The 12,786-nt window shown below is 43.5% G+C and carries 13 protein-coding genes; 7 read left to right on the top strand and 6 right to left on the bottom strand.

Going from position 1 to position 12,786, the window contains the following annotated elements; translation table 11 throughout:
• Positions 1–124 precede the first annotated feature (124 nt).
• On the bottom strand, positions 125–1,900 hold the full coding sequence (locus ABD943_RS03430; protein WP_345291782.1) for a hypothetical protein: 1,776 nt from the start codon (positions 1,898–1,900) through the stop codon (positions 125–127).
• 86 nt (positions 1,901–1,986) lie between these two features.
• Positions 1,987–3,027, bottom strand: a complete 1,041-nt coding sequence (gene epmB / locus ABD943_RS03425; RefSeq protein WP_345291781.1) for an EF-P beta-lysylation protein EpmB — start codon at positions 3,025–3,027, stop codon at positions 1,987–1,989.
• Between the two features lie 26 nt (positions 3,028–3,053).
• Between epmB and efp the strand changes: the two genes are divergently transcribed.
• Positions 3,054–3,617, top strand: a complete 564-nt coding sequence (efp, locus tag ABD943_RS03420; protein ID WP_345291780.1) for an elongation factor P — start codon at positions 3,054–3,056, stop codon at positions 3,615–3,617.
• 309 nt (positions 3,618–3,926) lie between these two features.
• Positions 3,927–4,880, top strand: a complete 954-nt coding sequence (gene epmA / locus ABD943_RS03415) for an EF-P lysine aminoacylase EpmA (protein ID WP_345291779.1) — start codon at positions 3,927–3,929, stop codon at positions 4,878–4,880.
• A 4-nt stretch (positions 4,881–4,884) separates the two neighbouring features.
• Here epmA and ABD943_RS03410 read toward each other — a convergent pair whose 3' ends face one another.
• The 4 genes from ABD943_RS03410 to ABD943_RS03395 all read right to left on the bottom strand — a co-directional run bounded on the left by ABD943_RS03410 (position 4,885) and on the right by ABD943_RS03395 (position 7,908).
• Complete coding sequence (locus ABD943_RS03410; RefSeq protein WP_345291778.1) at positions 4,885–5,238, bottom strand: hypothetical protein; 354 nt, start codon at positions 5,236–5,238, stop codon at positions 4,885–4,887.
• 245 nt (positions 5,239–5,483) lie between these two features.
• A complete protein-coding gene (locus tag ABD943_RS03405) occupies positions 5,484–5,861 on the bottom strand; it encodes a hypothetical protein (RefSeq protein WP_345291777.1) in 378 nt (125 codons plus the stop codon).
• 173 nt (positions 5,862–6,034) lie between these two features.
• Positions 6,035–6,952, bottom strand: coding sequence for an NAD(+) diphosphatase (nudC, locus tag ABD943_RS03400; RefSeq protein WP_345291776.1), 918 nt, complete (start codon positions 6,950–6,952; stop codon positions 6,035–6,037).
• Between the two features lie 14 nt (positions 6,953–6,966).
• Positions 6,967–7,908, bottom strand: a complete 942-nt coding sequence (locus tag ABD943_RS03395) for a YeiH family protein (protein WP_345291775.1) — start codon at positions 7,906–7,908, stop codon at positions 6,967–6,969.
• A 252-nt stretch (positions 7,909–8,160) separates the two neighbouring features.
• On the opposite strand from ABD943_RS03395, the gene ABD943_RS03390 reads away from it, so the two are divergent.
• The 5 genes from ABD943_RS03390 to ABD943_RS03370 all read left to right on the top strand — a co-directional run bounded on the left by ABD943_RS03390 (position 8,161) and on the right by ABD943_RS03370 (position 12,769).
• Positions 8,161–8,535 carry a GntR family transcriptional regulator gene (locus tag ABD943_RS03390; protein ID WP_345291774.1) on the top strand — a complete coding sequence of 125 codons (375 nt, stop codon included), beginning with the start codon at positions 8,161–8,163 and terminating at the stop codon, positions 8,533–8,535.
• Positions 8,528–9,403: an ABC transporter ATP-binding protein gene (locus ABD943_RS03385; protein WP_345291773.1), complete on the top strand. Its 876-nt coding sequence runs from the start codon at positions 8,528–8,530 to the stop codon at positions 9,401–9,403. Before ABD943_RS03390 ends, ABD943_RS03385 begins: the two co-directional genes overlap by 8 nt.
• On the top strand, positions 9,400–10,359 hold the full coding sequence (locus ABD943_RS03380) for a hypothetical protein (RefSeq protein WP_345291772.1): 960 nt from the start codon (positions 9,400–9,402) through the stop codon (positions 10,357–10,359). The genes ABD943_RS03385 and ABD943_RS03380 overlap by 4 nt, the downstream gene beginning before the upstream one ends.
• Before the next feature lie 27 nt (positions 10,360–10,386).
• A complete protein-coding gene (locus ABD943_RS03375) occupies positions 10,387–10,578 on the top strand; it encodes a hypothetical protein (RefSeq protein ID WP_345291771.1) in 192 nt (63 codons plus the stop codon).
• Between the two features lie 289 nt (positions 10,579–10,867).
• Entirely contained in the window at positions 10,868–12,769 is a 1,902-nt protein-coding gene (locus ABD943_RS03370) for a DUF1302 domain-containing protein (protein ID WP_345291770.1), read from the top strand.
• The last annotated feature ends 17 nt before the right edge of the window (positions 12,770–12,786 follow it).

The following is a 12,786-nucleotide window of genomic DNA, read 5'->3' as shown; positions in this document are numbered from 1 at the left end:
TGTTTTTTATTTATTGATCTCCAAAGATCATTCTATCGATTTTCTTTGGAACTAAATGTAACTAGGCCACAAATTCTACAATAATTAGTGATTGATACAATCGTAACTCATTGCCTAGTAAGCGTTATTTTCGTCGAAACTGGAACTGGATAAAGTTATCAGTCTCGATTATTTTTTTGTTTAACTCAACTTTAAACTCTTCGTCGGGAGTCATGATGGCGACTATTTGACCTGAGCGGTAACCGAGGGGGGGTAAGATGATACTGGCATCAATACCAACGTTCGACATTTCAGGTAATAACAGACCATTATGATGATAAGCTGGCTTAGCATAATCCCAGTCGAGGGTTGCTCGAATAGGCATTGCCTCTGGAGCAATTATTTCAACACCAATCAGGAATACCGAGTCTTTATGCCAGCGATTCCAACGAATCATGCCTAAGTTGAACTGTTCTTGACCATTTTTGATGTTTTGGATAGTGATAAGTTCATTAGCCTCAGCATAGCTGGACGGAGCTTTTTCAAAACCTAAGCAAAACCCAGCTGGACTGACGTCCCTAACGATACCTTGCGTCCACTGGTAGCGTTGCTTAGTTTTAATGTCCTTAAAAGGCTTATCTTCCATCTTATGCTGTTTGTCTTTATGACTCATTGGCTTGTAGATAGAAGCGAAGGCATCCGTTTCCTGCTCTGCATTTGTGCCCATGTTACTGCTAGAACGGTTTTTCCAGACAAAGCTGTGTTGACTATCTTCCTCTTGTTCTAGTTGCAATGAGTCAGGCTCAATATTGACGGAGCTGGTTTTTTTCTGACCAAAAAAGCGTTGCTGAACGTCTTGACCGAGCTTTTCCACTAGAAAATGGTGGGATGCTGCAAGACCAACACAGACTTCTGTGGTGGCTTGAGAGTTCATGCGAATAAAGTTTCGATTGAGCTGTTTGCTCCAGTGCGTGATTAAATGTTCCGCAAGATCCTTATCCAGCTCAATGTCAGGGCCTTTTTTCTTAAAACGACTGAAGAAGCCATCTGAAGAAGACTTTAAGCTATTTTCAACAGCTTCACTGAGTTTCTGAAGGTTGAGACCTACGACCGTTTGCCCTTCATGCTCAATGGAGTTAACAGGCTGTGGCGGAATGTCACTATCGGGTAAGTAAGCGAATAGACAACCTTTGATACTGTCCATTTGAAGCTCTGCAAGGTCAGCCATCTCTTCTAGATTGCTGTAAACCTCGTTAATCTCACCGTGCTTTAACTGGTAAGGGTTAGAGACCGGTAGGATCAAATTAATAAGCAACTGTTTTTTTATGGTGCCCAATGACATGGAGTCTTTGCGAAGTTTATGTTCAAGTAAGTCGAATGCTTTCGCTAATTGAAAAATAACGTTTTGTTGTACCCATAGCTTTGAACCTACAGTTTTATACAGCTGGTAGCGCTGTAGCTGGATAAAACCTTGGAATTGTAAGCTATTGGCGCATGCCGCTGGCAAAATGGTCTTTTGATATTTTTCAAGCTCAGGCGGGTCTTCGTTTAAATCTTCGATAACCGTGTTAAAGCCAAACACAGTCTCAGAGGCAATGGCGTGTACTAGCTCAGAAGCGGATTGTAACTTTTGTGAATACTTTAAAGGACTATGAATGTAGACGGTGGCAAGAGAGTTTAAGGTGTTTAAACAAGAAGGCTTAATTGCTTCAAGAATTTGTAAGCGCGTTTTGGGGTCTAAAGGGGATTGGTTGAGATCGTAAAGGTAATGAAATATCTTGGATGCCGTTTCTCCCATATCCGCAACAGGCAAATCATCAATCCACTGCTTAGCTGCTTTTACAGAGGCAGGAATGTCCGCAACCATTGCACCATTTTTGACTCTAACGGTCAGCCCTAAGGCTCCTTTCGTAAGCGCCACTATACTCCCCTTATAGTCCTAGCCAGTTTGTTACTTTCCATCTTAGCGAAAAGTAGGCGCCTGCGCTAGTTATTTCTAGAGGTAAGTTATTGATTATCCTTGTCTAAATTAATCCATGATTTATGCGGCTTACCGGCTTCTTCTCGAACCAGCTTTGGGACTAAGAATCCAGCAAGTTCCACCTGAAGTTGCTGCATAATATCAATGGCAACTGACTCTTCAACATCAAAGTGATGAGCGCCAGTGACTTTATCCAGAAGGTGAAGATAATAGGGAAGAATTCTCTGTGCAAAGAGCTTTTCGCTTAATTCGGCCAGTGTTGCTGCATGGTCGTTAATACCGCGTAATAACACCGTTTGATTTAATAGGGTAATCCCAGCTTGGCTCAGCCGTTGCATGGCTTGAGCAAACAAAGCATCCATTTCGTTCGGGTGGTTGATGTGCGTCACGAAGACGGTTTGCAAGCGGCTGTTACTCAATGACTGGATCAAGCTAGAGGTAATGCGCTGCGGGATAACCACCGGTAATCGGCTGTGAATCCTAAGTCGCTTAATGTGACTAATATCTTCGACCATGTTGATAAAGTCGGATAAATAATTATCACTGGTTGCTAATGGGTCGCCACCACTTAGAATAACTTCGTTGATCTCAGGGTGTTGTAATAAGTACTGTTTGATTTGCGGCCAGCCAGAACGACCTAGCTGATTGTCCGAATAAGGGAATTCACGCCGAAAGCAGTATCGACAGTTAACCGCACACGCTGTAGACAACATGACCAACACCCGACTTTTGTACTTGTGCAATAATCCCGGTAAAGTGCTGTCGTGTTCTCCAAGCGGATCAGAGACGTAGCCAGGAACCACGCGGTTTTCTTCGGCGATAGGGAGTACTTGCAGCAGTAACGGATCGGTTGGGTTGCCTTTTTGCATACGCGAAACAAATGGCTCCGGCACTCTTTGCGCGAAGGCATGATTCGGAAGAATCGAGTAGGGTAAGCCCTCTACATCAAGTTCCAGGTGCTCTAAAAGCGCAGAAGGTGAGGAAAATGCCCCAGAAAGTAACTTTTTCCACTCATTGTCCTGCCAATAAGAGTCATTTCGCGTTAAAATCTGCAAGTTTTGAATCATAAATATATCAAGTGTTAGAGGAACTCATGGGAACAATTACCACAAACGACATCCGCAATGGTACCAAATTGATACTCGATGGCGAACCTTGCACGGTAGTCGACAATCAATTTGTTCGTCCCGGCAAAGGCCAAGCATTCAGTAAAACGAAAGTATTATACTTACTAACAGGGCGAACTGTTGAGAAAACTTTCAAATCGGGCGAAAGCATCGAAACGGCCGACGTGATTGATACCGATATGGACTACATCTATAACGATGGCGAATTCTGGTACTTCATGGATCCAAACTCCTTTGAGCAAGTGCAAGCCGACGCCAATGCTGTAGGCGAAGCAAAAAACTACTTGATCGAACAGGATAAATGCCAAGTGACTTTATGGAACGGTAGTCCAATCGCCGTAACGCCGCCTAACTTTGTGGTGCTAGAAGTGACAGATACAGACCCAGGCCTTCGCGGTGATACCTCAGGTGGCGGCTCAAAGCCAGCGACGATGCACACAGGTGCGGTGGTGAAAGTGCCTTTGTTTGTGAATATTGGCGATAAATTGAAAGTGGATACACGAAACGGCGAGTACGTTTCACGCGCCTAATGGGCTAAAATTAACTTGGTACTTTGTTGGATAATAATTATTTTTTGCTCATTTACTGTTCGTAAACTCCGCAAAATAATTATTATCCGCCGCGTCCAAGCAAATTTTATCTCCATTAGATTTAATTGGTAAGATACCTGTTTTAAATGTGAGCCTGCTTTGTCTAGCAATAGTTTTCCGTCGCTTGGCAGGTATGTTGGAACTGGTTCCGCGACTAATCAAATCTGATGCCGCGCCTAAGAATATTTTCCCTGTGCTAGGGATGCAATCTCCTAGTTAATGCTCACCCCTTTTTAATTCGTAATTAAGATGCCTAACTGGAAACCCACAAGCTCAATCGAAACCCTAAAAGCTCGTGCAATGATTATGGCGCGGGTGCGTCAGTTTTTTGCGGAGCGGGATATTCTTGAGGTTGAGACGCCGTTACTTAGTCAGCATAGTGTGACGGATCGTTACATGAAGTCTTTTCAGGTAAAGGATTTCATGGGTGGTGATGGCTATTTGCAGACGTCGCCGGAATATGCGATGAAGCGCTTGCTGGCGGCGGGCTCTGGTTCGATTTATCAAATCTGTAAGGCCTTTCGTCAGGATGAGCTGGGGACTCGGCACAACCCTGAGTTTACGATGTTGGAGTGGTATGTTGAAGGCTTTGATCATTACCAGCTGTTCGATCAGGTTTTTGAGTTACTTAACTTCCTATCGCAAAAGCCACTAACACTGAGCCGTTTCAGCTACCAAGAAGCGTTTGAGCAGCATCTCAAGATTAATCCTTTCACTATTTCTAACCAAGACCTGGCAGTTCTCGGACGCGAGCTTTTGGGTGAGTTGCCTGACGGCTTGGAGAGGGATGATTATCTCGCGCTTTTGTTTGAGGATCGTATAGAACCGGTATTAGGACTGGGTGATGAGGTTTCCTTTATTCACAGTTATCCAGTGAGTCAGGCTGCTTTAGCAAGAGTCGATACGGATAACCCCGCAGCTGCATGCCGCTTTGAGGTGTATTGGCGCGGAGTAGAATTAGCCAATGGCTTTTATGAGTTGACTGATTCAGATGAGCAACGTCAACGTTTTGTCGCTGACAATCAATGGCGAAAAGAAAATGGGCTGCCCAAAGTGTCCATAGATGAACGCTTGATAGCAGCCCTAAATGTTGGCCTCCCCGAGTGTGCTGGCGTAGCCTTAGGTCTCGATCGACTTATTATGATTTTGTTAGAGCTAAGTGACCTGACCGAGGTGGTTGCTTTCCCTGCAGATAGGGCTTAAGCCCTTAGGCTGCCGTCGAGGTAAGCACTGGTGAAATATTTGCCTCCTTCTCTACTGCCTTAATAACTTTTTGGTAAGTACGCTGATCGGACGAAGCGATGAAACGTCTTTTATCTTTCAGTTTCACCATAAAAAAAACGATGTCATCGCCTGAGGCAGAAACATATTGCTTAGTGTCTTCATCGATATCAAGAAGTAACAGGAACTCTTCAGTAGCCTCATCAATAAAAGTCACCTGCTGGGCTGACACTGTTTCACAGAGATAATGATTTTCATCTCCCGGCAACGTAAAATTTCTAATGGTAAAGCGACCAACTCCCGAAGGAAAGTCCCCAGCTATAATGGTGAGTTTAGACATAGTTACTACCTCATATTCCTTAACTGAGTGGAGGCTTTTAAGTGCATCTTTCTATGTTTTGTTTGTCTGACTAAAAGATGTATTTAAAAGGCGTTTTATATACTTTTATAGAACATAAAATAAACAGTCAAACGAATTGAGAGATTCTATTTAGAAGTTGAGACAGGGTTATTATTTTTTGCAAATATGACTTGTAGTTCAAGCATAACTGCTTGAACTACAAGTTAAAATTGAATTAGTTAATGTTAGGCGCTACTGACAATTGATGAGTTTTCTTGGCTTGCACTTTCTTTCATCGACTTTTTTATCTTATGAAAAGTCACATCGTCGGTTTCGGCGATAAAGCGTCTTTGATCGGCTAATCGAACCATAAAGAAAATTTCATGATCATCAGCGAGCTTCATCTTCTCTTCGAGTTCCAACTGCAACTCTTCCGCCAGCGCCGGATCTTTGTTGAGGAGAAGCGCCATCTTAGGGTTGGCGGTATTGATAAACTCAATTTGTGTGACCGATACGGTCTCACATAAGTAGTGATCTTGATCACCAGGAAGAGTAAAGTTTCGAAAGGTAAAGTACCCAGTCCCTCTGGGAAAGTCGCCTGCTAGAATATTTACTTTTGACATGGCCATAGCCTCCTTGACACGTCATGTTGCCAACCTTTCACAGTGAAAGGCGTTTTTTCCTTAAGTCAGCTATAGTTGTATCTTGTTTATTATTTGTACTACCCTTACAGTGATACGCTAAATTGTGAACTGTTTCAAGGTGTTTTATGTCTTACAAATTTTTGTTTTGAAATTTACTTTGTAAGCCATTGATTTATAAGGGTTCGAGAAATCGAGTATTCAAAAGGTAATACCAGTGAACCGTTATTAATAGCGGTATTAATCTGGTTTTTGGAGAACCAACGAGCTTCTTCCAACTCTTGATCCCGTAGCTTAATGTCTGAGGTTGCCGACTCGGCAGTGAAGCCCACCATTAAAGATTGTGGGAAAGGCCAAGGTTGAGACTGGTAATAGTTAATTGTAGAAAGGACCAATCCTGTTTCTTCATAGGCTTCGCGCGCTACGGCTTGCTCCAATGTTTCACCAGGCTCAACAAACCCTGCTATGACTGAGTAGCGTTTCTCTGGCCAGTTTTTCTGTCTACCGAGCAATAACTTATCTTCATAAGTAATCGCGCAAATTACTGCACTGTCTGTCCGCGGGAAGTGTAATTGTTGACACTCGGAGTCCGCGCAAGTTCGGACAAATCCTGCCTGCGTGGAGTAGGTTTCACTTCCACACTGACCGCAGTATTGATGACTGTTATGCCAATGCTCCATAGCCACTGCGACATTGCAAAGATGAGCTTGCTTGGTATCAATGTAATGCAACAAGTCTCGTAGGTTACATAGCTTTGCCTTGGTATGGGTGAGACTTTTTTGAATATTGTCTATCAGTTGAGCTGATTTCAAGCGATAAGTAAAGTAGTGCTTACTATCAAGTTCTCCTAGGTAAATAAGGTGCTTGTCATTAACTTCACCAAAAGATGTGGAGAGTTGATCATAACTTAGCCATAAAGGATTTTTATGATCTTCTTGCGTTGTGCAGGCGATGGACTGTTTAAATACGGGCAAAAATCGAGTTTGAGCTTGATCAATGACTTTGCTGATAAAGTCCGGTGTATGGCGAATATCGCCGTGGCGGTTTAATGGATTTTCTTGAAAAGCAAACATTGTAATATCCGTAACTACCAATGAATGACGGCGAATAAGGTGCTCATAGATAGCACTAACCAGAGTATCACACCAAGCCACAGAGCTTTTATTGGGATGGTCTTAATAGCTTGTTTGTTAAGACTGGTTCCCATCCATAATAGACTCAGTGCGAATAAATTTTTGGCTGCTGGTTGGATGTAGCCAGCCAAAGCTTCTAAATTGATGAAACTGCCAATACTGCTGGCTAATAAGAAGAAAACGATAAATAAGGGGATGGTCAGTCGAAATTTGCCCGAGCTAACGGCGAAAGATGCTAGCAGAGCAACAGGTATGATCCATAGGGCTCTGGCGAGTTTCGCGGTGGTCGCGACTTCGAGTGACTCAGCACCATAATCGGCGGCAGCGCCAACGACGCTACTGGTGTCATGAATACCGAGGGCTGCCCAAAGGCCGAACTGTTGCTGGCTTAATTCTAACCAATGGCCAACAGCTGGGTAGACGAAGAGTGCGACAGCGTTAAGCAGGAACACAATTGCTAATGAGACAACCATCTGTTGTTGGTTGGCTTTGATCGAGGAGCCAACGGCTGCAATCGCACTACCACCACAAATCGCCGTTCCAGAGCTGATCAGCCAACTTTGGTGGTTGTCCAGCTTGAAGAGCTTGCCGAGTAACAGTCCTAGAATAATCGCACCAGTAATGACCGCAATAGTCAGCCAAAAACTGTCTCCAGCATGACTGACGAGTTCTCCAAACGGCAAAGTGAAGCCCAATATCACAATCGCTACCTTTAATAAGAGGCTAGCCCATGAGCTGAGTGGAAGTTGGTGGGAACCTGAGAAGAACCAACCCCATGCTAGCCCTGCTGCCAAGGCGTAACTCGCTTTTAAGAAGCCTGCGATGCAAAGAATAGTCAGAATAATCAATAAGATATTGGATACAAGCTGGAAATTTTTATTGCTTTGGGCAGCCATAGCTTATATTAGGAAAACTTAAACTTAGGTCGACAGTTTACGCGCCTGAGGGTAGATATTCACCCACTAATTCGAGAAAAGTATAAAAATTATTCAAAAAAGTGCTTTACTGATTAGGTGTTATATGTAACTATAACACCATATCGGTATGACAGTTTGATTTATCGTTAGATTAAAACCGTCTTATTGACTCTATAAGCAGGCCAAAAATAGGAATTTATTTGAGGCTTAGACGTAAAAGGTAACGATGGTATGCAGATACAGTGGGATGACTCACAACCAATCTACCTCCAACTGAGGGATCGTGTTCAAAACATGATTCTAGAAGGGAACTTAGCAGAGGGTGAAGCTTTGCCGTCGGTAAGGACCGTTTCAGCAGAATATAAGCTGAATCCAATTACCGTATCAAAAGCTTATCAGTTGTTAGTGGATGATCAGTTAGCGGAGAAGAAGCGAGGGTTAGGTATGTTTGTAGTAGATGGCGCAAAAAGTAAATTATTGCAGCAGGAGCGAGAGTTATTTTTAACGACTGAGCTGCCTGCGTTGTTGAGAAAATTAAAACGATTAAATATTACAAGAGAAGAGCTGCTGGATGCGCTCGATAAGGAGGAATCTGACAATGGCTAGTGTCATTTCGGCGAAAAATGTCAATAAATCTTATGGCAACTTTAAAGCTTTGAATGAAGTAAGTTTCGAGCTCGATAAAGGCCGTATTCTTGGATTGATTGGTCCTAATGGGGCGGGGAAGACAACCTTACTAAAAGCGGTTCTAGGCTTAACTAACTATTCCGGTGATTTGAAAGTACTTGGTTTAGATCCGCATAAGCAACGCGATGAATTGATGCAACGCGTGTGCTTTGTGGCAGACGTGGCTGTGTTGCCGCGCTGGATCAAAGTGAGCCAAGCGATAGATTTTGTGGAGGGAGTCCACCCTAAATTCAACCGTGAGTTATGTGAGCAGTATTTATCAGAAACCAAGATTAAGCGCGATAGTAAAGTTAAAGCCCTTTCAAAAGGGATGGTGGCGCAGCTGCATTTAGCGTTAATTATGGCGATTGATGCAGACTTGTTGATTCTTGATGAGCCAACACTTGGGTTGGACATTCTGTACCGTAAATCATTTTATGAAAAACTCTTAAATGATTATTTCGACTCAGAACGTACCATTATCATCACCACTCACCAGGTTGAAGAAATTGAGCACATTCTAAGTGATCTAGTCTTCATTCAAGACGGCGGTATTGTGTTGGATGACAGCATGGAAGCTGTTGCTCAATCTTACTTCGAGGTGATGGTGGAGAAAGAGTTTGAAGAAGCTGCTATGGCACTGAAACCCATGAACGTACGAGAAGTATTTGGACAGAAGGTCTGCTTGTTTAACGGCGTGGACCGAAGTCAGTTAGAAGAAATGGGCAAAGTTAGAAAACCGAGTGTTGCCGATCTGTTTGTGGCAAAAATGAGGGGAGAAGAGAAAGCGAAAGGAGAAGCAGCATGAATACGTTTGTAACCTTGTTAAAGAGAGAGTACTGGGAAAACAAAACCAGCTTTTTCTGGGTGCCGCTGGTTATTACGGGGATCACGATCTTCACTGCAACTTTGGGCTTAATTATCGCCTCGAGTGGAAGCATTCAAACCGGTGAATACGGCTCTCATGATCTTGGCGGCTTATTTAAGCTATATGATGTGTCTGTCGATGCTGACTTCAAAGCCTTTGCCACGCAGAGTGCACTTTATTCAGCGGTGTATAGCTTTTATATCGTGCTCGCGATCGTAGGCTTCTTCTATTGCCTTGGTGCTTTATATGATGATCGCAAAGATAAAAGTATCCTGTTCTGGAAGTCGATGCCGGTGTCTGATTCGCAGACGGTTTTGTCTAAAGCGATATCAGTGATTATCGTGGCACCATTTATATATTGGTTAGTGATTATATCGACTAATCTAGCCATGTTGATCATAGGAACGGTCTTTGCTTGGTTATCTGACGTTAACGCTTGGAGTGCTTTGTGGGCTAACTCAGGGTTCTTCAAAATTGCGGTGTATCAATTAGCCGCTATGTATATGGCGATGTTATGGGCAATACCTTTTGTGGGCTACCTCTTATTAGTCTCAAGCTGGACCAAGAAAGTCCCATTTTTAGTCGCAACGGTTCCGCCTGTCTTGACGGTTATCGCGGAAGGCATGATTTTTAAAACAGCGCACGTCTTTAGCTTCCTGGGCGAAAAGATGTTTGGTGTGGTGCAAGCGCTCGTGGCCCCTTTTAACGCGTTAGCGGTAGAGTTTTCGCAGAAGCGAGCCGATGTTGAAGATGACATTCCTATCTTTGATGAGCTTGAATTTATGTCTTTTGGTCAGCAGTTCCAAGATAGCGGTTTTTGGATTGGAATTATTCTTGGTGCGGCGATGATTGCAGGAGCTATCTACATTCGCCGATTCCGTGACGAAGCGTTTTAATTGAGTACAGATTAAAAGGAGAAACTGATGACTTACAACAGGAAAACAAGCAAAAGGGTGAATCAAATTTGTTTGTATGTAGCAATTGCCGCAATGGGTTATATCGTTGCTGCGAAAATGAACCGCGTACAACCTGAAGTAGGTGTACTCAATAGCTTGGAAACGGTCGAGACCATTCACAAAGGACTGAAAAATATTTTCGTTAGTCTCGATTCATAATTAACTGATCCAGTCTATGAGCCCTGAAGCAGATTTGTCTGCGACGGGCTCTTCTTTAATGTTATTCAAAAATCTACCAAAACGGCTTAAAAGCTAGCCAGCAAAGACTCTAATCGCAATTTGATACTTTCGTTTAGACGTCTAAATTTTTCTCTCCGTTATATTTCTTGCTTAAAAGTAGAAATTATTGATAGTATGCAAATTAACAAGTGGTATGACGTCTTATGGAAAGCCGCTTAATAAATAATGTTATAAACAGTTAATTCCTGTCGATGGGGGAAGGAATTGTATGAATAGTAAGAAACCTCTAATGACCTTATCTAAGATTGCCGCTGGTGTCTCAATGGCTGTAGCCGCATCTGCATCTAATGCTGTAGGTTGGGAAAGTGAAAACTTTGAATATAGCTTCGACTCAACGATTTCAGTCGGTGCAAGTATGCGCGTTGAAGAGCGCGACCGTAATTTGGTTGGTAAGGCAAATCTTTATCAACAAGAAACGGGGATGTCGATTACCAACCTCTATGGCTCTGGAACAGTGCCCGATGGTGCGTGGTCGAATAACTCGGATGACGGCAATCTGAATTTCAACAAAGGCGATTTCTTCTCTCAAGTCATCAAAGGCACGCATGAATTTGATATGCGTCATAAAGACGGTGATTATGGTTTATTTGCCCGTGGCTTGTGGTACTACGACCGAGTATTGATGGATAAGGAGTTACGATTCCGTGACCTAGATACCTATCCAGAAGGTGCTTATGCTGCCGGCGAGACAACAGCACGTAAAGAGCAAGGTTATGATGCTCGTATGCTGGATGTGTATGCTTGGGCTAACTTTGAGGTCGGTGACTATAGTATTTTACAAGTTCGCTTAGGTGAGCAAGTTGTTAGTTGGGGTGAAAGTACTTTTATCCAACACAGCTTGTCTGAGGCCAATGCGGTTGACTTGAGAACACTAAGAAACCCTGGTGCAGAGTTAAAAGAAGCCTTCATCCCATCGCGCATGTTATGGGCATCGATCGATTTATCAGAAAGCTGGGCTGCTCAGGCGTTTTATCAGTTTGAGTGGGAGCCAGTGAGAACAGATGAGCCTGGTACTTATTTTGCAACTCGTGACTTCTTAGGCCTAAAGGGCTCGGAAGTGCACTTGGGTTTTGCACAATTCCCTGAAGGTCAGCCTGGTACCGTTGCACGCCGTGTAGATACGCGTGAAGCAGACGATAATGGCCAGTATGGTTTTAAATTGGGTTATTTCAGTGAAGGCGGTACCGAGTGGGGCTTCTATTACATGAACTACCACAACCGTCGTCCTATTATTTCTGCCAATGCTGCCGATAACACGGGTACCGTTCGTGGTTTCCTAGAGTATCCAGAAGATATTCAAATGGGTGGTATCAGTTTCAATACGGCAACTGACAGCGGTTTATCGTTAGCCGGTGAGATTTCTTATCGTAAAGATGAGCCTTTACAGGTTGATGACGTAGAGTTGCTTTTTGCGACTTTAGAGCCTATTGGTCAAATCCCTCCCGGTACAAGCCAAGTAGCTAACGGCGTTGGTCTTGGAGAGGAAATCTCGGGTTATCGCTTGCATGACACTATTCAGGCCCAGATGACTATTACTAATCTTCTTGGACCTACATTCGGCTCTGATCAAACGGTATTCTTAGTTGAGTTTGGCTTAAATCAGATTTTAGATATGCCAGATCAAAGCGAACTACGTTATGAAGCTGAGGGTACATTCCGTTCAGGCAACCCGGATCGCGCTGTAGACGCTAATGGTAATGGCCGAGTTGGTGGTGTTTTTGAATTAGCGCCTCCTGGCAGTACGCCTTGTGGCTTTACCAATCCAGCAACTGGACAACGTGTAACAACCGAGTGTGAAGGCATGACCGATGGTTTCGCGGATGACTTCTCTTGGGGTTACCGTATCGCCATGCGCTGGGATTATAACGACGTATTTAGCGGTTGGAACATGCAGCCTCGCATCGTATTCCAGCACGACGTAAAGGGTAATACACCAGCGCCTATTTCGAACTTCCTGGAAGATCGTCAGTCTATAGCGCTAGGTACGAGTTTTGATTACCAGCGCCGCTGGAAAGTCGATTTCGCATATAACTCATTCTTTGGTGCAGGGGATAAAAACCTAATTTCCGATAGAGATTACGTTTCTCTGGCACTAAGTTACTCATTCTAATAAGGGTATTAACAGTT

The sequence above is a fragment of the Kangiella marina genome (assembly GCF_039541235.1).
GTDB lineage: Bacteria > Pseudomonadota > Gammaproteobacteria > Enterobacterales > Kangiellaceae > Kangiella > Kangiella marina.
The sequence above is the reverse complement of the archived record's forward strand: the minus strand, read 5'-3'. Positions and strand labels throughout refer to the sequence as shown.

What these genes read in the sequence shown, in the direction of transcription:
- ABD943_RS03375 (WP_345291771.1), top strand. Translation starts at nt 10,387, where the DNA reads ATGACTTACAACAGGAAAACAAGCAAAAGGGTGAATCAAATTTGTTTG.
- ABD943_RS03390 (WP_345291774.1), top strand. Translation starts at nt 8,161, where the DNA reads ATGCAGATACAGTGGGATGACTCACAACCAATCTACCTCCAACTGAGG.
- ABD943_RS03405 (WP_345291777.1), bottom strand. Translation starts at nt 5,861, where the DNA reads ATGTCAAAAGTAAATATTCTAGCAGGCGACTTTCCCAGAGGGACTGGG.
- ABD943_RS03385 (WP_345291773.1), top strand. Translation starts at nt 8,528, where the DNA reads ATGGCTAGTGTCATTTCGGCGAAAAATGTCAATAAATCTTATGGCAAC.
- epmA (WP_345291779.1), top strand. Translation starts at nt 3,927, where the DNA reads ATGCCTAACTGGAAACCCACAAGCTCAATCGAAACCCTAAAAGCTCGT.
- ABD943_RS03370 (WP_345291770.1), top strand. Translation starts at nt 10,868, where the DNA reads ATGAATAGTAAGAAACCTCTAATGACCTTATCTAAGATTGCCGCTGGT.
- nudC (WP_345291776.1), bottom strand. Translation starts at nt 6,952, where the DNA reads ATGTTTGCTTTTCAAGAAAATCCATTAAACCGCCACGGCGATATTCGC.
- ABD943_RS03380 (WP_345291772.1), top strand. Translation starts at nt 9,400, where the DNA reads ATGAATACGTTTGTAACCTTGTTAAAGAGAGAGTACTGGGAAAACAAA.
- ABD943_RS03410 (WP_345291778.1), bottom strand. Translation starts at nt 5,238, where the DNA reads ATGTCTAAACTCACCATTATAGCTGGGGACTTTCCTTCGGGAGTTGGT.
- efp (WP_345291780.1), top strand. Translation starts at nt 3,054, where the DNA reads ATGGGAACAATTACCACAAACGACATCCGCAATGGTACCAAATTGATA.
- ABD943_RS03395 (WP_345291775.1), bottom strand. Translation starts at nt 7,908, where the DNA reads ATGGCTGCCCAAAGCAATAAAAATTTCCAGCTTGTATCCAATATCTTA.
- epmB (WP_345291781.1), bottom strand. Translation starts at nt 3,027, where the DNA reads ATGATTCAAAACTTGCAGATTTTAACGCGAAATGACTCTTATTGGCAG.